15 protein-coding genes are annotated in these 17,671 nt (G+C 61.1%); 8 read left to right on the forward strand and 7 right to left on the reverse strand.

The features are described from left to right. A partial coding sequence (locus SYN63AY4M2_RS10610) for a zinc ribbon domain-containing protein (protein WP_143597111.1) occupies positions 1-289 on the forward strand: 289 nt, incomplete at its 5' end. Next, positions 290-2,365 (forward strand): DUF1796 family putative cysteine peptidase, encoded by a 2,076-nt coding sequence (locus SYN63AY4M2_RS10615; RefSeq protein WP_240530532.1) that lies wholly within the window; start codon positions 290-292, stop codon positions 2,363-2,365. A 55-nt stretch (positions 2,366-2,420) separates the two neighbouring features. On the opposite strand, the gene SYN63AY4M2_RS10620 is transcribed toward SYN63AY4M2_RS10615, so the two are convergent. Next, positions 2,421-3,341, reverse strand: coding sequence for a hypothetical protein (locus SYN63AY4M2_RS10620; RefSeq protein ID WP_240527338.1), 921 nt, complete (start codon positions 3,339-3,341; stop codon positions 2,421-2,423). A 342-nt stretch (positions 3,342-3,683) separates the two neighbouring features. Between SYN63AY4M2_RS10620 and SYN63AY4M2_RS10625 the strand changes: the two genes are divergently transcribed. From SYN63AY4M2_RS10625 to arsJ, 4 genes are all read left to right on the forward strand, one after another. Beyond that, complete coding sequence (locus tag SYN63AY4M2_RS10625; protein WP_011430995.1) at positions 3,684-5,555, forward strand: N-acetylmuramoyl-L-alanine amidase; 1,872 nt, start codon at positions 3,684-3,686, stop codon at positions 5,553-5,555. 150 nt (positions 5,556-5,705) lie between these two features. After that, positions 5,706-6,584 (forward strand): glutamate racemase, encoded by an 879-nt coding sequence (gene murI, locus SYN63AY4M2_RS10630; RefSeq protein WP_011430994.1) that lies wholly within the window; start codon positions 5,706-5,708, stop codon positions 6,582-6,584. 245 nt (positions 6,585-6,829) lie between these two features. Continuing rightward, complete coding sequence (locus SYN63AY4M2_RS10635; protein ID WP_011430993.1) at positions 6,830-7,840, forward strand: ArsJ-associated glyceraldehyde-3-phosphate dehydrogenase; 1,011 nt, start codon at positions 6,830-6,832, stop codon at positions 7,838-7,840. A gap of 37 nt (positions 7,841-7,877) precedes the next feature. Then, positions 7,878-9,164 (forward strand): organoarsenical effux MFS transporter ArsJ, encoded by a 1,287-nt coding sequence (gene arsJ / locus SYN63AY4M2_RS10640; RefSeq protein WP_011430992.1) that lies wholly within the window; start codon positions 7,878-7,880, stop codon positions 9,162-9,164. Between the two features lie 4 nt (positions 9,165-9,168). Here the strand turns inward: arsJ and proB are convergent, their stop codons facing one another. Continuing rightward, positions 9,169-10,284, reverse strand: coding sequence for a glutamate 5-kinase (gene proB, locus SYN63AY4M2_RS10645; RefSeq protein ID WP_099887368.1), 1,116 nt, complete (start codon positions 10,282-10,284; stop codon positions 9,169-9,171). 152 nt (positions 10,285-10,436) lie between these two features. Between proB and psb29 the strand changes: the two genes are divergently transcribed. Beyond that, positions 10,437-11,156 carry a photosystem II biogenesis protein Psp29 gene (psb29, locus tag SYN63AY4M2_RS10650; RefSeq protein ID WP_011430990.1) on the forward strand — a complete coding sequence of 240 codons (720 nt, stop codon included), beginning with the start codon at positions 10,437-10,439 and terminating at the stop codon, positions 11,154-11,156. Between the two features lie 6 nt (positions 11,157-11,162). Here psb29 and SYN63AY4M2_RS10655 read toward each other — a convergent pair whose 3' ends face one another. Both SYN63AY4M2_RS10655 and SYN63AY4M2_RS10660 read right to left on the reverse strand, forming a co-directional pair. Then, positions 11,163-11,873: a hypothetical protein gene (locus SYN63AY4M2_RS10655; protein WP_011430989.1), complete on the reverse strand. Its 711-nt coding sequence runs from the start codon at positions 11,871-11,873 to the stop codon at positions 11,163-11,165. A 3-nt stretch (positions 11,874-11,876) separates the two neighbouring features. Beyond that, the gene (locus SYN63AY4M2_RS10660; RefSeq protein WP_011430988.1) at positions 11,877-12,401 is read right to left on the reverse strand and encodes a GNAT family N-acetyltransferase; all 525 of its coding nucleotides are present in this window, start codon (positions 12,399-12,401) and stop codon (positions 11,877-11,879) included. 174 nt (positions 12,402-12,575) lie between these two features. On the opposite strand from SYN63AY4M2_RS10660, the gene SYN63AY4M2_RS10665 reads away from it, so the two are divergent. Next, the gene (locus SYN63AY4M2_RS10665; protein WP_011430987.1) at positions 12,576-13,295 is read left to right on the forward strand and encodes a DUF554 domain-containing protein; all 720 of its coding nucleotides are present in this window, start codon (positions 12,576-12,578) and stop codon (positions 13,293-13,295) included. A 229-nt stretch (positions 13,296-13,524) separates the two neighbouring features. Here SYN63AY4M2_RS10665 and SYN63AY4M2_RS10670 read toward each other — a convergent pair whose 3' ends face one another. The 3 genes from SYN63AY4M2_RS10670 to SYN63AY4M2_RS10680 form a co-directional block, all read right to left on the reverse strand. Then, entirely contained in the window at positions 13,525-14,838 is a 1,314-nt protein-coding gene (locus SYN63AY4M2_RS10670; protein WP_099887369.1) for a pitrilysin family protein, read from the reverse strand. Beyond that, positions 14,838-16,145: a pitrilysin family protein gene (locus tag SYN63AY4M2_RS10675; protein WP_011430985.1), complete on the reverse strand. Its 1,308-nt coding sequence runs from the start codon at positions 16,143-16,145 to the stop codon at positions 14,838-14,840. Before SYN63AY4M2_RS10675 ends, SYN63AY4M2_RS10670 begins: the two co-directional genes overlap by 1 nt. Positions 16,146-16,259: 114 nt before the next feature. After that, complete coding sequence (locus SYN63AY4M2_RS10680; RefSeq protein WP_011430984.1) at positions 16,260-17,450, reverse strand: site-2 protease family protein; 1,191 nt, start codon at positions 17,448-17,450, stop codon at positions 16,260-16,262. Positions 17,451-17,671: the final 221 nt, after the last annotated feature.

Genomic DNA, 17,671 nt, shown 5'->3' on the forward strand with positions numbered 1-17,671 from the left:
CGTGGAAGTATCGGAAGCGTACACCAGCAAAACCTGTACCAAGTGCGGGCACATCCACACTAAGTTGGGTGGCGCAAAGGTGTTTAGATGCCCAAAGTGCAACCATAGGCTACCACGAGATTGGCAAGGCGCTCTGGGCGTTATGCTCAGGGCTTTGCGGGATACCGCCTTTCTGTTTGGACTCCGTCCGAGTAGCGCGGTCGCGTCAGCGTCGCGTAGTGACAACGGAAACGGACAGAATGCTATCGCTTCACCGCTGAGCAGTAATGCTCAGCAGTGTTCAGCGTAAATGTATCAGTACCGGTACCTGCGCGTTCAGGCCGATGGCGAAGTTATTTGGGAAGCCGCCGATAGGAATCGCTGGGTGCCGCTTGAGCCGGAACCTTTGCCGGCAGTTTTGATCGTGGAAGATGGCGAGTTTGGCCGGATCCCTTTCTATCCATACGGCTATTTTGCCTTGCCGGTGAGCGAGCCTGAGCCCGAAGATTGTCCGGGACTGAAGATAGTCGTCTTGGGCAGTTCGGTGGCCCTGGGGTGCAGCGCCTGGCTGTTGCGAGGATGGGCCTGGCTGTTGCAGAAAGCTCTACGAGAACGCTATGGCCATCAAGTGCGGAACCTCTCCGAATTGGGGGCAAACGTCAGCCGAACCCTGGCCCGATTTGAGCAGGTGGTGATCCCTGAACATCCCGATGTCGTTATTGTTGCCTTGTCTTTGGGAAATGAAGGCTTGGCCACGGCTCTGCCGGAGCATCGCCGTGCCGTCCAAAGGCGGTTTGAAAACGGCCTGCAGCGGTTAATTCAGCGAATTCAAGACATTGGAGCCTTGCCAGTTTTGGGAGGGGTTTACCCCCATGCAGACTACGGCCTAGAACAGCATCTGCTTTTGCAGGAAACTCAGCAAAGGATGCTCAGTTGGGGATGCCCCGTGTTCAACTGGCTGCCCATCTTAGACGATGGCCAGGGGCGCTGGAAGCCAGATCTGGCTTTTGACGCGGCCCACCCTAATACCAAGGGGCACCAACTCATGTTTGCGGCTATTGACCTCTCGATTTTTGATCCCAACACTGTGAAGTCAGCCCCCCTAAAGCTGGCATCATCCAAAGAAAAGCTGATTTTTGAGGATCCCTCTGGCTTTTGGGCGGCCTTGGAGGGTCAGAATCGATTCCGCCTTGTTAATATTACTCCTTATGATTACACCTTGACACCGACTTGGCAATCTTTACAAGCTGCTTTTCAAGAAGCTCGACTACAGCCAGGCTTATATATTGGTAAAAGCGGTGAGAAAGGGCAAGATCAACCTTTGTACTCCCTCTCCATTCATGAGAATGGCTTGATTCAAACAACCCTTTCCATTCCCCCAGATGCCGACCTTGTCTTTTCTCCGGCAGCCGATTTTTTCTCTCCGGAATCTTCAGAAATAGTCTTTAGTGACGGGACTCTAACACTCCTCAAACTTAGCTACCCATCCGCCGGCTTGGATCCCAAGCCCCGCCTGTGTGTGATTAACCAAAGCAGCTATGAGTACAACATCCACCCTATGTGGAAAGAAGTGCGGGCTGCCCTCAAAGCTCTGCCAACAGGCGTTTATGAGGATCCCCTCTATCGCGATGCTCCCTTTCGCACGTTGATGATTGGAGAGGGGGGGTTGGAAAGCCGGGTCAAGGCTGCTCCCAACTCGGTCATGCTATTGGAATACACATGCGCCTTATCTGATATTCATCGCGTTGCTGTTGTTCCCCTGGGGGATCGCTGTGCGGTGCGGATGCTGCTCTACAAGTTGGAATACGACGGGCCTGCCTTTCCGTTTGATCTAACCCGCACCAGCAACCTAGCGGATGTAGCCGATATGATCCACCACGAGTTTCAGGGCATGTGGGATCCGCAATATTTGCACTACAGCCCTGAAGACAGGCGAATTTATCACAGCAAGTGGACAGGTCTTTCTTTCGGCCATGAGGTGGAAGAGGGGGAAGACCCCCTGCAGAATATGAATCCAATCCATGAGCGGATGCGGACTCGTTATACAGCTCGCGCCAAGCGCTTTCTATATGTCTTGGAAAAGGCGGACAAGACCTTGTTCGTGCGCACAGGCGGCTGTCAGCGGGGCGCGGTGATCGACTTGATGGATAAATTGTCCGCTAAGCGAAAGGGCAAGCCCTTCCTACTCCTTATCATTTCCCCTCAGCCTTCAGAGGAGTTTGCCGGGATCCCCAATGTCATCCACTACGATATGGAGTTCAACCCCGACCGCATGTGTGCGGATCCCGAGCATTGGCGGTACTGCACAGAGATCATGAGAGAGATCCTCCATTCTCTGGGAGTTTCCAGCCGCAATCTTTTCTGGTGTCCTCCCCAGCCGGCTTAATTGCCTGAGATCCTACCTAGAATGCGATGCCGGTAGGATCCTGCTCTGCCCTACCTCAGCGGTGTTTGCTTGGCACAGAAAGAGCATCAGCCCAGAGGATCAGCCTTGCTTGTAGGTTTAGCCAAATCCCATCGTTCATTCGCAATAAAAATACGATATACAAGCCCAATATAAACAAAATGCACAAGTTCCCTAACCATTTGTAGGTCTGGATAATTTGGTCGGCACTCCAGCCAAAATCATCAACCAAGCGGTTCATATCCCCACCAGCATCCCCCTGGCCACACAGCAGAGTTCCCCACGGGATCGGAGCTAGCCCTTTTTGGATTCTGTGCCATTGCCAAAAGCTTCTCCAGAGGCTGCTGGCTGCAACTCCCAGAACGACGAATCGCCAAAAGTCCCACCGCCAGCGATCTGGCAAGCGAAGATAAAAGCAGGCCATCAAGAAGGTGCTGATGTAAAACTCGCCGCCCACGCCGCCAAAGGTAATTAGCATTTCTTTGGTGCGATTGGGCATTAGCCAGGTCATATAAAACTGCAGCAGCGCAAGAACAACAACCAATGCCTGTAGCCATCGAATCCGCTCCTTGCGGGTCGACCAGAATAGCAAGCTCAGCAAAAAGAGGATCCCAAAGTACACAAAGGGATCCTTTTCCGGACTGATGCTGGTCCAGCCAAAAGGTAAGGGCAAAGCTCGATGCCCGCTCCACCAGGCAATGCTGGCATGGCCCAGCTCGTGAATCCAAATGTGCCAAGGCAAATGTAACAACTCCAATAGGGCAATGCTGTTTACCAGCAGGGCTACCACAAATGCAACTGGGTAAGCCCAGATATTTATCGCCCAGCTATCAAAAGAAAACCGATCCCATCGCTTTTGGGATCTCAAACGCAGGCTGCGCTGCCAAAGCAACTGAGAGCCACAGAAAGCGCGGATTTCCAATTGCTCTAGGCGTGGAATCCGCAGTTGCTTCACCATCAAAAACAGCCGGGCCACAACAACCGGCGGAGAGGGGCTTTGGGACGGGGATCCCAGCAGGTCGATGCGCAAGGTGTTGTCGGCAAGATACACTTGCGCGGGCCAGCGCCACTTCAGGAGCTCTGCCCGAACCACCCGCAGGATCGCTTGGCTGTCCCCAGCGCGGGCCAGGGGGAGGGGATCAGGTAGGGGGGACATCCACACTCCAGAGGCAGGACGAGGATCCCTACCCATTGTGGCCTGGGCCGACTGGCAACGGCGAAATTGCGCTCCCTCTCAGGCCGCTCTGGGGGGAGCTTGGTATAGTTGAGGGCAGCAGGTGTGCCGGAGTGGGTGCAATTCATGCCTGGATTGGAACGGGAGCCCAAACTGTCTAGGCAGAGCTCTCTGTGGGGGGCAACGCTGCTGCTGGGCTTGGCCGGAGCAGGTTTATTTTCCCCCTTGCCCGCTCAAGCAGAGCTGACCGCCGTTCCTGGCTTGTCTCGCATCGAGAGTTGGCACTACGACCCGCAGCGGGGATGGCTAGAGGTCAACACCCAGGGAGAGGTGCGTCCTTTTCTGTTTGTGCTGCAAAACCCTCCTAGGGTAGTGCTGGATTTTCCCAACACTCTCTTTGGGCGGGAGCCCCAAACCCAGACCTTTCCGGGGCGGGTTACCTCGTTGGAGATCAAACAGTTCACCCCAACGATCACTCGCTTTGTGCTGCACCTGCAGCCGGATCAGCCTCTCAGCCTCGACCAACTGCAACTGCTCACGGCTGGTCCCTCCCGCTGGGCTGTCCAGTTCCTCCAACCCGAGCAGCCCTTGCCCGCAGCAGCACCGCTATTTCCCTCGGCAGCCGGCCCCAGGGATCCCATCTCACCGTCCCCGCCGCTGCCCCGCCGCCCCGAAGCCAGCCCACTCTCTCCTCCTGCAACCTCCCCTTCCAGCCATCGGATCTTGGCCATTTCTCCGCAAGCGGAGGGCTTTTTCATCCGCACTCAGGGTAGCCCTTCCACCACGGTGCGGCGCATCCTCGATCCGGATCGAGTGGTGGTGGATTTTCTCAACACCACCCTCAGCCCCGCCCTCACCCAGCGGGTCTATACCGTCAACCGCCTGGGGGTTTCGCGGCTGCGGGTGGGGCAATTCGAGCCCACCATCGCCCGCGTGGTCTTGGATGTGGATCCTTCCAGTGGCGACTGGGAGGCCCGCTACGACCCGCAGCAGGGAGGAATCTGGATCCAGCCCGCCGGGGGTGCTGCCCAGGCCAGCCTTCTGCCCGATCTCAGCTCTGCCGACTCCCAAGGGCCCCTGGCTACCTTGCGCTCTGTGGAGCTGCGGGGGAATCAGCTCATCATCAGCGCCGATGGGTTCATGTTCTACCGGGCCGGCTGGGATCCGGAAAGCGGCGGCTACCGCATCAACGTGGCACCGGCCCGCCTACCCGAGTCCTTGCCGGATCCCGGCTTGCCAATTGGAGGGCCGGTGCAGCGGATCCGCTTTGTGCAGGAAGATGCCCGCACGGTCAGCATTCTGGTGCAACCTGCCGAAGAGTTCAACGTCTTTGAGCCCAATCCCGGCCAGGGATCCCGCCGCATCACCCTGGAGCTGCGCCCCCTCCACGCTCCGCCGTCCGCACCCCAGCCGCAACCGCCTGCCCAAGCTTCCCTTCCTTCCCGCCGGGGCCGGACGGTCATCGCCATCGATCCAGGCCACGGCGGACGGGATCCCGGTGCCATTGGGGTGGGTGGGATCCAGGAAAAGGACATCGTGCTCTCCGTTTCCCACCAGGTACGACACCTGTTGCAAGAGCGGGGGTATGAGGTGGTGATGACCCGCACCGACGACCGGGAAGTGCTGCTGCAGCCGCGGGTGGATATGGCCGTGCAGGCCAACGCCACTCTGCTGGTGAGCATCCACGCCAATGCTCTAGAGCGCTCCAGCATCCACGGCATTGAGACCTACTACCTGCGGCCCGACAGCGCCGAGCTGGCTGTGGTCTTGCACCGCAGCTTGGTGAGGGCCAGCGGCGCCGCCGACCGGGGGGTGCGACGGGCCCGCTTCTTCATGGTGCGGGAAACGCCGGTGGGCATGCCTTCGGTGCTGCTGGAGCTGGGGTATGTAACCAACCCAACCGAAGGGCGAAAGTTGGCTACCCCCGAATACCAGGCCATTTTGGCGCGGGCCATTGCCGAGGGCATCGAGGCCTTTCTGCGTAGCCGCCAAAGATAGGGACTCGGTCGGATCTTTGGTTTGAGCCGTTCGCCCCTACGGCCCACTCCGTGAAGGGACGAAGTCCCAGGGTAGGGAAGCTGTCGCCGAGACTCTCGGAAGCAGGGTAGGATACAGCAGCTTCAGCCAAGGTGTTGAGGAGAACGGAGCATGCGTTGGGAGTGGGGATCAGATCCGGATCCCAGTTGGCCAATTGGGGTGTTTGACAGTGGCTTGGGCGGGCTCACCGTCTGGCGGGCCCTGCGCCGTCGCTTGCCCCAGGAGCGCCTTGTCTACTTTGCCGACACGGCGCGGCTGCCCTATGGGGATCGCTCCGCCGAGGAGATCTTGACTTTTGTGCGGCAGATCCTCCGCTGGATGCAGGCGCAGCCGGTGAAGGTGGTGGTGATGGCCTGCAACACCAGCTCGGCGCTGGCCCTGGAGCAGGTGCAGCAGGAGTTTGCCCTGCCCATTCTGGGGCTGATCCTGCCCGGCGCCCAGGCGGCCCTGGCCCAGGGATCCCGCATTGGGGTCATTGCCACGGCAGCCACGGTCAAAAGCCGCGCCTACTCCAAGGCCATTCAAGAGTACAGCGCCCTGGATCCCCGGCGCTTTCCCCAACCTGTCCAGTGCTGGGAGCAGGCCTGCCCGGAGTTCGTCCCCCTCATCGAAGCCGGCCAGTTGGACGGCCCCGAGCTGCGCCAAGCGGCTGAACGCTATTTGCAGCCGCTCCTGCAACAGGGGATCGACACCCTCGTCTACGGCTGCACCCACTACCCGCTGCTGGATCCTCTCCTGAAGTCCTTGCTGCCCTCTTCGGTCAGACGGGTGGATCCCGGCGTGGCGCTGGTGGGATCCCTGGCCCGGGAACTCAGCCTCTGGGGCCTGCGCCGACCCTCAACTGCTAGCCAGGCAGAACCTCACCGCTTCTATGTGAGTGGGGATCCGGAGCGGTTTGCCCAGTTGGCCACTCCTTGGCTGGGCTTTCGACCCCAGGTGGAACGGGTGGAATGGCCGGCCTTGGACGTCAACAACTCCCGCCGGCCCTAGGCGAGAGCAGCAGGCCAGCCCAGGCAAATTGGCCCTACTTGCCCCCCTGTTGCTGCAGCGATCCCACAGGTTCCCTGCCTGCAGCCAGGTCGACACGGAGCAAGGGACAGGGAAAGGCCCTTTGGGTGGCTTTGGAATTGGAAGAGTGCAAGGTTGCCCAGGGCCTGGCCGATTCTCCTTAACTTGATAACCCCGAGTTAGCTCTGCTAGGCTTTAGGCGAGATTCGGCTGGGGGGAGGGGATCTATGGCGGCACGGGTGGGTATCAACGGTTTTGGCCGCATTGGGCGTTTGGTGCTGCGGGCGGCTTGGGGTTGGCCGGAGCTGGAGTTTGCCCACATCAACGAGATCAAAGGTGGGCCTGCTACTGCGGCTCACCTGCTCAAGTTCGACTCAGTGCAGGGCCGCTGGAACACCGACATCGAGGCATCTGAGCAACGGCTGCGCATCCAAGACAAAACCCTTACCTTCAGCGAGTTCAAATCTCCCGGCGAAGTCCCTTGGGCGGATCTGGGGATCGACCTGGTGCTGGAGTGCTCGGGCAAATTCGTCAAGGCGGCAGAGCTGGATGCCTACTTCAAAGCAGGGGTGCGCAAAGTCATTGTGGCTGCCCCCGTCCAGGATGAAGAGGCCCTCAACATCGTCATGGGCGTCAACGACCACCTCTACGACCCCGCTCGCCACCATTTGCTCACAGCCGCCTCCTGCACCACCAACTGCCTGGCCCCCTTGGTAAAGGTCATCCACGAGGGGATCGGCATCCTGCACGGGGTGATCACCACCGTCCACGACGTCACCAATACCCAAAGTATGGTGGATGCCCCCCACAAAGACCTGCGGCGGGCCCGCTCGGCTCTGCTGTCTTTGGTGCCCACCACCACCGGCTCGGCCAAGGCCATCGGCCTCATCTACCCTGAGCTGAAGGGAAAGCTCAACGGCCTTGCCGTGCGCGTGCCCCTGCTCAATGCCTCTTTGACCGACGCGGTGTTCGAGGTAAAGCGGCCCACCACGGTGGAAGAGGTGAATCATCTCTTAAAAACGGCAGCCGAGGGGGAACTCAAGGGCATCCTTGGCTATGAGGAGCTGCCGCTGGTCTCGGTGGATTTCAAGGGGGATCCCCGCTCCAGCATTGTGGATGCCCCTTCCACCATGGTGGTAGATGGCACGCAGGTGAAGATCCTGGCCTGGTACGACAACGAATGGGGCTACGCCAACCGCATGGCGGAATTGGCCCGCAAGGTGGCCCTCAGTTTATAGAAGCGTTTTTTGAAGCATCCCCCTTGGAGGCCTGCCCATGACTGCTGTCTCGAGCGCCCAAGCTGCCGCCGTGCGCAACTATGCCCTGGTAACGGCTGCCTACTGGGGCTTTACCCTCACCGACGGCGCCATCCGCATGTTGGTGCTGCTCCACTTCCACAAGTTGGGCTTCACCCCGATTCAGATTGCCATGCTGTTTCTCTTCTACGAGATCTTTGGGGTGATCACCAACTTTCTGGGCGGCTGGATTGGATCCCTGTTTGGCCTGCGGCTGACGCTGTACGGGGGCATCGCCATCCAGATCTTCGGCTTGGTGATGCTGGGGGTGATCAACCTGCAATGGCCGGTCTGGGGCCAGGTGGCCTATGTGATGACGGCCCAAGCCCTGGCCGGGATCGCCAAAGATCTCACCAAGATGAGCTCCAAAAGCGCCATCCGCCTGGTGGTGCCCAAGGAGGCCGAGTCCCGCCTCTTCCGCTGGGTGGCCATGCTGACGGGATCCAAAAACGCCCTCAAGGGGGTAGGGTTTTTCGTCGGGGCGGCCCTGCTGCAGATCTTCACTGAGATCTACGGGGATCCCATGGGCTTCCGCATGGCCAATTTCGTCCAGGCGGGGGCGCTGGCTTTGATCTTCTGTTCCGGGATCCTGCTGCCGGCGGACATGGGCAAGGTCAAGGCCAAGATCCCCTTCAAGCGGCTGTTTTCCAAAAGCCGCGAGATCAACCTCCTCTCAGCCGCCCGCTTTTTCCTCTTTGGGTCGCGCGATGTGTGGTTTGTGGTGGCCCTGCCGGTGTTCCTCTACGACAGCCTAGGCTGGAGCTTTATGCAGGTGGGCAGCTACATGGCCCTCTGGGTCATTGGCTATGGGATCATCCAGTTCCTAGCGCCCCAGCTCCTGGGAGGAGGTCGCCCGGGTCGCGCCCCCAAGGCCCGCACCATCCAGATCTGGACGTTCACCTTGACGGCGGTGCCGGCACTCATTGCTACCGCTTTTATGGCCGGCCTGCCGCCGCAATGGGTGGTTACCGGCGGCCTCATCCTCTTCGGGATCGTCTTTGCCTTCAACTCGGCGGTGCACTCCTATCTGGTACTGGCCTACACAGAGGATGACGATGTCGCCCTCAACGTGGGCTTTTACTACATGGCCAACTCCGGTGGGCGCCTGCTGGGGACGGTGACTTCGGGGATCCTCTTCCAGCTTTACGGTCTGGAGGGCTGCCTCTGGTTTTCCACCCTGTTGATTTTGATGGCAGGGCTGTTTTCGCTGAAATTGCCCGATCCCAGCAAAACCCCCGTGGAGTGGGTGGTTAAGCCGGGGGATTGAGGTGTTAGTCAAGCAGGGCCAGGTTATCCCGGTGAACCGCTGTATCGACTCCCTCGTAGCCCAAGATGTAGGGGATCTCGGCGGTTTTCTTGCCTTTGATCCGCCGCAGTTCCTCGGCGCTGTAGTTGACCAGGCCCCGCCCCACCTCCCGTCCGCCGGGATCGCACAGGCGCACGGCTGCCCCTGCCTCAAAGTCGCCAGAAACGTCGGTGATCCCTGCCGGCAGCAGCGAGCGCCCCTGCTCACAGACTGCCCTTACAGCTCCCTCATCCAGAGTCAGGGATCCCTCGGGGATGAGGCCGTAGGCAATCCACCGCTTGCGAGCACTAACGGGCTGGGGAGCTGGCTCAAAGCGGGTGCCGATGGGCTCTCCGGCCAAGATGGCCGGGATCTGATCGGGCCGTTTGCCGTTGGTGATCACCACCGTCACGCCGGCGGCTGTGGCGATTTGAGCCGCCGTGAGCTTGGTGGCCATGCCGCCCGTGCCCCAGCCACTTTTGCCTTGGGCTTCCGCCTTTATCTGCAGCGGCATCCCGCGCCACACCCGTTCGATCGGCTCGGCGGAGGGGTCCCGATGGGGATCCGCCGAATAGAGCCTGTCCACGTCGGTGAGCAGGATCAGCCACTTGGCCTGTACCATGCTGGCCACGAGGGCAGAGAGGGAATCATTGTCACCAAACTTCAGCTCCTCCACTGCCACCGTATCGTTCTCGTTGACGATAGGGATAACCCCCATCTGCAGCAGTTGGGTGAAGGTGCGATTGGCATTGACATAGCGGCTGCGCTCCACAAAGTCGCCGCGGGTAAGCAGCACCTGAGCAATGGGTTGGTTGAGAGCAGAGAAGAGATCATCGTATAGGCGAATTAGCCGTCCCTGCCCCACTGCTGCCACCGCCTGTTTTTCTGCAATTGCCGTGGGTCGTTGGCGCAGGCCCAGGCGGGCACAGCCTACCCCTACCGCTCCGGAGGAGACAAGGATTACCGCATAGCCCTGGCTGCGCAGCCGAGTCAGCACCTCCACCAGCGGCCCCAGCACGGAAAGGCGCAGCGAGCCCGTCTGCATGTCTGTCAAGCTGGAGGTGCCGATCTTCACCACCACTGTTCCCTCTGTTGCTGCCATCTTCTCATTCGATCCACTTGTTCGATCCAGCCAGGGTTCCCCATCCGTATCCCACCATAGCGGAACCGGGGCCCTTGCTTGCCCTCAGAGTCGCTGCAGGGGACAATAGAGGAAAGCAATAAATCTGCCTCAAGGTCTCTCTTTCTCTGCCTGTGAACCCTGTTCGTACCCTCTCCGCCACCAAAGCGGCCTTTTTCAGCGCCTACCCTCGTCCGATCAACGCCGCCTACCGGCGAGTGGTGGAGGAGTTGCTGGTGGAGCTGCACCTGACCACCGTCAACAGCGCCTTCGTCTACGATCCTTTTTTTGCCCTGGGTCTGGTTACTCTCTACGACAGCCTGATGGAAGCCTACCATCCCCCAGAGCAGCGCGAGGCCATCTTCAACGCCCTCTGCAAGGCGCTGCACCTGAAGCCGGAGGTGTTGCGCAAGAACGCCCGCGACCTGCTGGAGCTGATGCGCAGCGGGGATCCCGTCCAGCGATACAACCTGCTCTGTCTCAAGCCGGAGGCAGAAGATGTGGGCGGGCTGAAGGCGATTTTGCAGCGCATGACCCAGCCCCCCTACGCCTACAGCCGAGTTTTGGCGGTTGGCCTCTACACGGCCTACGAAGCGGTGGCCACCTCGCTCTACAAGGAGCCGGAAGAGCGCACCCGCCACTTTCTGGAGGACGTGATCGGCAACCTACCCTTTTCGCCGGAGCGAGTCAAAAAAGATCTGGAGCTTTACCGCAGCAACTTGGATCGCCTGAAGCAGGCGCGGGCCATCGTCGAGGAGATGGTGAAAGCGGCCCGGCGCCAACAGGAGCGCCGCCAATCCACCGCCTCGCTGCCCGAGACTCCCGCCGCCGATCGCAGGGAGTCCAGCGGCTAAAACCCCCTAGACCAAATAGGGGGCCCACCTGTCCACCACCTCAGGCGAGCCGTACCAGCGCCGCCCGCCTCGACCAGAATGGTGACAGTCGGGAAGGGTGAGGTTGATGGCCCCTGGCAGATGGGCGGCCTCAATGGGGGTGATGCCATCTCCCCACAGCTCCCCTTGGCCGGCGGTAAGCCGGTAGCTGTTGTAGGCCAGCCAAGCCAGATAATGCTCCTGCCGCCATAGCGATCCCAGGCCCACGCGCCGCCCTTGGATGGCCTTGCCCGCCACACAGACGTATTTGACCTGTGGCCAGAAGGCTCCCGGGTAGTGGGTGTTAACGAAGTCCAGGTTGCGCCTTGTCCAGCGCTCCCGGCTGGTGTGCGGGGATCCCAGGCTAATTAGGGTGGAAACGTGCTCCCGCCCCTGCCAGACCTGCCCCCCGTAGGGCACGGATCCCAGGTAGATGCGGGCAATCCAGCCGCCCGCGGAGTGGGCCACCAGGTTAACCCGGTCCACTTCAAACTCGGCTTGGGTACGCCGAATCGTGGCCTGCAGCGCCTGCAAGATGGGCGTGACGGGCCTTCCTCCCAGGGTAGGCAGCCAACTGCGCACCTGCAGCGGCACCACCCGAGCCGGGTAACCGCGGGCCTCCAGCTCCCGACGCAAAGGCTCATACTCAGAGGCGCCCGCCAGATAACCGGGCAAGATCACCGTGGGCAGAGCAGCCATGGGCTAGCGGGGGTACCAGAACATGCCCTTGATCCCCTCCGGGTCGGGCGTAAAGCCCAGCCGCTCGTAGAAGCTAACCACATCGCGGTCGGCAAAGAGGGTGATGTTGCTGATGTCTTGGGCGCGCAGCTCGTGGATCACCTTTTCCATCAGCCGCCTGCCCAGCCCCCGGCCCTGAAACTCAGGATGCACCACCACATCCCAGATGGTGGCATTGAAGGCGTGGTCAGAGGTGGCGCGGGCAAAGCCGATGAGGCGACGGTAGCTGCCCCGCTGCTGCCACATCGACACCACCAGAAAACTGTGTTGCAGGGCTTTCCTAACCTTGTGGATGGGGCGACGCGACCACCCTACTGCATCGCAAAGTTCCTCCAGCTCATACAGATCCAAGTTGGGATCCAGGCTAAAGACAATAGTCTCCCCCCCCACCGCCAACGTTTCCTGGCGACGGTCGGCTTTGGCTGTTTGCGCCGGCTCTTTGGTTGTAGCGGCCCCTGCTGCCGCAAACAGGCCTTTCCAAAAGCTCATCTGAATTTTTGCCGAGTAAAAGCCCACCTCTAGCCTGGGCGGGCGTGTCCTCAGTATAGCCAGGATCGGCAGCAGAAATGGTGCATCTGCCCAGGTGTTTCCGCGCAGGCTTGGGACGAACCTTATATCCGAGACTGAGAAATAATCGAGAAAGCTTAGCTCTGGGCACGTTGTATGGCTCCTCCCGGCACCGGCACCCTTGTCAATGCCCTCGCGATCCTAGTGGGCAGCGGCCTCGGTTGGGCGGCGGGCCGTCGCCTGCCCGAACGCATAAGCCAAACCCTGTTGCAAGCCCTGGGATCCCTGGTGTTGGTCTTGGGGATCCAGATGGCTCTCACCCTCAGCAGCGCTGCCCAGGCGGTAACGGTTTTGCTGGCCCTGATCGGGGGGGCTTTGCTGGGGGAAGGGATCGACCTCGAGGCCGCCTTTGAGCGGCTGGGACAGGGCCTGGAAAAGCGGGTGAGCCCCTGGCTGGGCCCCAGCCCTATCGCCCGCGCCTTCGTGACCACCACCATCCTGTTTGTGGTCGGCCCCATGACTCTGCTGGGAGCTATCCAGGATGGCCTGGGGGATCCCTCGCTGCTCTTGGTCAAGGCCGCCTTGGATGGCATTGCCACCCTTGCCTTTACGGCCAGCCTCGGCTGGGGCACGCTGTTTTCCGCCCTGCCGGTGCTCTTGGTTCAGGGAGGCGTGGCCCTGCTGGCGCGGCAACTGCAGCCGCTGTTGCGCCCAGACCTGCTCGCCGCCTTGGAAGCCACTGGCGGGATCCTCATCCTGGGTATTGGCATTAACCTGCTCGGCCTGGCCCGCCTGCGGGTGGCCAACCTGCTGCCCGCTTTGGTGATTGTGGAGCTGCTGGTGGGATTTTTCCCCCTCTGGGATCTCGACTTCTAGGGAACTGGAGGGGGCTCTCGCCCTGGGGGAGAAGGGAACCCAGCACAAGAGCGTCTGGAACCTCCCTCTCTATCCTCTAAGCCCTACCCTGACCGCCGTCCTAGCTGCTGGGGGCCAGCAGCAGTAAGGGTCGCGTCTTGAAAAAGCCTGATCCGGAAACTGACCCGGTGCGCGGCAAGCCCCGTCGTGCCGCTGCGCAGAAGTCGGCAGCCTGCCTCGTGGCACCCACCTACAGTTCAACTTTTGCCAAAGCTTCTTCCGGCCCCACCAGGGCAATGGCCGGGTTGACCAGGTAGGTTGTTGCGGCCTGATGGAGATGGGCAGGGGTGAGCTGCCTTACTCGCTGCAAATACTGCTGGTCGAACTCCAGGCCCAGGCCCAAAATCTCGTACCAACCGGCCAGTTGGGCCACTTGGGCGTTGGTTTGTTTGCTGAGGGCATATTGGCCCAAGAGCTTGCGCTGGGCCATCTCCACTTCCTCGCCGCTCAGGAGGGTGTCGTGGAGGCGACGGATCTCCGCTTGCAGGCGCTCCAGGGCCACCAAAGTGTTCTCCGGTGCCGTGCCCAGGTAGGCCCCAAAAGGGGCGGGATCCCGGCGGGTGGCAAAAAAGGCCGAGACCTCATAGGCCAGGCCGCTGCGCTCGCGCAGCTCCACAAACAGGCGGCTGGACAGGCCGCTGCCCAGGTAGGTGGCCAATAGCTTCAGGGCCGGATAGTCGGCGGAAGCGGCAGGGGAGCCGCGGAAGCCCATCAAGATCGTCGTCTGCTGGGTGGGCTGGGGCAGCTTCAGCAGTTGCGGCCTCTCCAAGGGAGACAGCGGCAGGGCTGGGTCGGGGGCGGGCGGGCCGGCGCTCACCCAATCTCCCAGAGCCGCTTCCACTTGGGCCGCCACTGTCTCGGGCGGCTCTGGGCCGATCACCGCCATCACCATGCCCTCTGGGCGGCAGTAGGTGGCGTGGTAGGCCAGCAAATCCTCGCGGGTCAGGGATCCCACTGTTTCCACTCCTCCCAGCTCTGGCAGGGCGTAGGGGTGATCCCCATAGAGGGCCCGCCGCACCTGATCAAAAGCCAAGCTGAAAGGCCGTTCCTGTCGGGCGCGAATGGCTTGCAGCATCAAGTCCCGCTCCCGCGCCACCTCTGCCTCGGGAAAGCTGGGATCGCGGAGGATCTCCGCCAGCAACTGCAACAGCTCCGGAAAATCCTCCGCTACACAGCGCAGGGCGACCTCGAAATGATCGGCGGCGCTGTCTACCGAAAGGGAAGCTCCCAACGATTCCACCCAAGCGGCAATAGCCTGGGAGTCGCGCTGCCGGCTGCCCTTGGTGAGGACAGCGGCCAGCAACTGGCTCAAGCCCGCCTGCTGCGGTTGCTCTACCCGGCTGCCGCCGCGAAAAAAACAGTGGGCAGCCAGGATCTCCACCGCCGCGTTCTGGCCCACCAGCAGCGTGATGCCGTTGGTCAAGCAGAGGCGCTGCAGATGGCCGCGTTGGGTGGTGGACAGGGTGGGGTGCATTGGGCAAGGGATCCAAGACTGAAAGGCCATCAACGGCAGGCCAGTTGCAGCTCCGAAGCCGCGGCAGCGTCAGAGGCAGCCGGCTTGAGCAGAGCGACCACGTAAGCCTGAGGGGAGAGATACTGCTGCGCCAGCTCGCGGATTTGCGCCGGAGTAAACGCTTGCAACAGCTCCAGGTACTCCTGCAGGCGCTGTACCCCAACCAGGGTCTCGTAGTAGCCGTAGAGGCTGGCCAGTTGACTGGGGGACTCGGCGGAGAAGAGCAGCTCGTGGGTGAGCATGCGCCGGGCGCGATCCAGCTCCGCTTGGCCAATGCCGTCCTGCTGTAACTTCTCGATCTCGTGCAGGATGGTTGACTCCACCTGTGCCAAATCCTCTACCTCCAGTTGAGCGCTGATGCAAAAGAGCCCCCCCTCCTTCAGCACCAGCGAAGAGCAGCCGATAGCCCTCACCCAGCCCCGCTGCTCGCGCAACAGATGCACCAGCCGCGAACTACGGCCCTCCCCCAGCACTACGGCCAACAGCTCTAGGCCGCACACCTGCTCCCAGGCGTCGAGGCTGACAGTGGGCCAGGCTAATTTCAGGCGGGCCTCTTCTGCGCGGGCGTGGGCGCTTTCGCGGCGCAGAACCCCCTGCGGGCGGGGCTGAGGAGAGATCGGAGGGGCAATCCAACCAGGGCCACCGGCGGAGCCGCCAAACTCCTTTTCCACCAAGGCCAGAGCTCGCTCAGGATCAATGCCTCCCGTCACCACCACCGTCATGAATTCGGGTCGGTACCAGCCGCGGTGGTAGGCGCGTAGTAGCTCTGGGGTCAACCCCATCAGGCTTGCCGGCGTGCCCAGCACAGGTCGCCCATAGGGGTGCTCCACCCCAAAGGCAGTTTCCATGAGGAGCTGATAGGCGGTGTAGCCCAGGTTGTCAGCAGCGCGGCGAATCTCCTCCAAAATCACCTGCTGCTCTTGCTCAAACTCCTGATCGGGGATCCCAGCCCGCAACACTGCCTCCGCCAGATAGGGCAAAGTCTCCGGCAGATCGGCGGCAGCTACTGTCATGTAGTAGTGGGTGTAATCCTGGCCAGTAGCAGCGTTGGCAATTCCCCCCCGGCCCTCGATGGCCCGATCCAGCTCGCCGGGGGCCAGTCGCTCGCTGCCCTTGAAGACCATGTGCTCCAGAAAATGGGAGATGCCTAGCCACTCTGGTGGCTCGTTGCGCCCGCCTGTCCGAACCCAGACATCGACAGTTGCAGAATCGGCAATTGGGATAGGGTGAAGAATGACGCCCAGCCCGTTGCTCAGGCAATAGGTATGGGCAGGCAAAAGACGGTGTGTGCGATTCAAAATTCTTAATCGATAGAGATCATCCTTAATCTTATTAAATCTTAACGACGAAAGCCGCTCAAGACAGTATGTGAGGTCACCTTTCATCAAAAACCTGCCACAGCCCCTCTCTCGTCACGCTTGCTGCTGTGGATTAGGGGATCCCTCGCCGGCGAGGTTTTCTTCTACCTGGAAGCCAGGGGGCCATTCTTCGCTGTCGCGCAGCCTCTGCACCACCTCCTGGGGCAGTACCACCCCCAACTCCCGCGCCGCCACCGCTACCACATCGCCGCGGTCGATCAAGCCGGCAATGGCGCCGCTGGGGGTGAAGACCAGAATGCGGCGCGGCTCTGCCTGGCGCATCATCTGAATCACCTGGGGGATGGGGGTTTCCTCTTGCACCCCCTGCAGTTGCTCCATCGGCTTGAGAATGGCTTTGAGGGTGAGGTGATCCCACTGGCTACGCTCGATGTCGTTGAGCAGTTCCGGCCTGACCAGGCCGCGGTAGCGGCCATCTTCTTCGGCAAAATAAACGTCCGCTGGCTGAGCTGGGGCTTCCGGCCTGAGGGAAGAAGGCACCAGGTAGCGATCGACAAACTCCCGCAGGCTCATGCCCGCATCCACCACCCGAAACCGGCGGGTCATCACATCCGCAGCTTTTAGGCGGGCCAGCACCTGCTGCAGTTGCGCATACTGCTCATAGCGGCGGGCGCTGTTGACGATAAATAGGCCAATCAGGCCTATCCACAGGCCGTTGAGGCTCCCTAAGAACACCACCCACAACCCCAGGGCCACCAACCCCCAGCCTACCCCTTGCCCAGCGCGAGCCGCCCACAGCATGCCCTTTTGCCGATCCCCTGTCCAACCCCAGATCGCCGCTTTGAGCATCTGCCCCCCATCCAGGGGCAGTCCCGGCAGCAGATTAAACAGGGCAATCATTAGGTTGATGGCAGCCAGGCTGGCGAGGGTTGAGGTCAGGGGCGACCCCGGCCCAGCCCAAGCTCCGGCCACGCTAAAGAGGACAAACAAGCCCAAACTGAGAAGGGGCCCTGCCAGGGCCACCCAAAAAGCGCCCAGGGGACGGGGGACTTCCCGCTCAATGGCCGCCATGCCGCCAAAGATGAACAGGGTGATGGAACTCACCCGTACCCCATAGGCGCGGGCCACCAGGCTGTGGGCCAGCTCGTGAGCCAGCAAAGAGAGAAACAGCCCCAGGGCCGTCACCACGCCATAGGAGAGCACCAGCAACAGGGCCGCCGGAAACCAGGTGTAGTCAAGGAAGAGGGGGATCCCCCACAGGCTACCGATGCGCAGGCGACTGGTCATGGCGATGCAACTCCTTACAAAGCTCTTACTTGGGAGAAGGCCCAGGAAGGTGCCATTGCAGACTTGACGTGGGATCCCTCTTTTCCACTGTAGCCCTTTTGCCTGGTCTTCCTTCCCCACCCGCCGCCGCCAGCCCAGGGGAACAGCGGGGGGAGGTAACCGAGCTTGCCCTATCCCTAGGGGATCCTGAGGAGTTGCCTAGAGAACACCACCACCTACAA

This window comes from Synechococcus sp. 63AY4M2, assembly GCF_002760475.1.
GTDB lineage: Bacteria > Cyanobacteriota > Cyanobacteriia > Thermostichales > Thermostichaceae > Thermostichus.

Excerpts from the sequence above, each read along its gene's own strand:
- SYN63AY4M2_RS10670 (WP_099887369.1), bottom strand. The coding sequence starts at position 14,838 with ATGGCCTTTCAGTCTTGGATCCCTTGCCCAATGCACCCCACCCTGTCC.
- SYN63AY4M2_RS10625 (WP_011430995.1), top strand. The coding sequence starts at position 3,684 with ATGCCTGGATTGGAACGGGAGCCCAAACTGTCTAGGCAGAGCTCTCTG.
- murI (WP_011430994.1), top strand. The coding sequence starts at position 5,706 with ATGCGTTGGGAGTGGGGATCAGATCCGGATCCCAGTTGGCCAATTGGG.
- proB (WP_099887368.1), bottom strand. The coding sequence starts at position 10,284 with ATGGCAGCAACAGAGGGAACAGTGGTGGTGAAGATCGGCACCTCCAGC.
- SYN63AY4M2_RS10635 (WP_011430993.1), top strand. The coding sequence starts at position 6,830 with ATGGCGGCACGGGTGGGTATCAACGGTTTTGGCCGCATTGGGCGTTTG.
- arsJ (WP_011430992.1), top strand. The coding sequence starts at position 7,878 with ATGACTGCTGTCTCGAGCGCCCAAGCTGCCGCCGTGCGCAACTATGCC.
- SYN63AY4M2_RS10655 (WP_011430989.1), bottom strand. The coding sequence starts at position 11,873 with ATGGCTGCTCTGCCCACGGTGATCTTGCCCGGTTATCTGGCGGGCGCC.
- SYN63AY4M2_RS10680 (WP_011430984.1), bottom strand. The coding sequence starts at position 17,450 with ATGACCAGTCGCCTGCGCATCGGTAGCCTGTGGGGGATCCCCCTCTTC.
- SYN63AY4M2_RS10615 (WP_240530532.1), top strand. The coding sequence starts at position 290 with ATGTATCAGTACCGGTACCTGCGCGTTCAGGCCGATGGCGAAGTTATT.
- SYN63AY4M2_RS10665 (WP_011430987.1), top strand. The coding sequence starts at position 12,576 with ATGGCTCCTCCCGGCACCGGCACCCTTGTCAATGCCCTCGCGATCCTA.
- SYN63AY4M2_RS10620 (WP_240527338.1), bottom strand. The coding sequence starts at position 3,341 with ATGGTGAAGCAACTGCGGATTCCACGCCTAGAGCAATTGGAAATCCGC.
- SYN63AY4M2_RS10660 (WP_011430988.1), bottom strand. The coding sequence starts at position 12,401 with ATGAGCTTTTGGAAAGGCCTGTTTGCGGCAGCAGGGGCCGCTACAACC.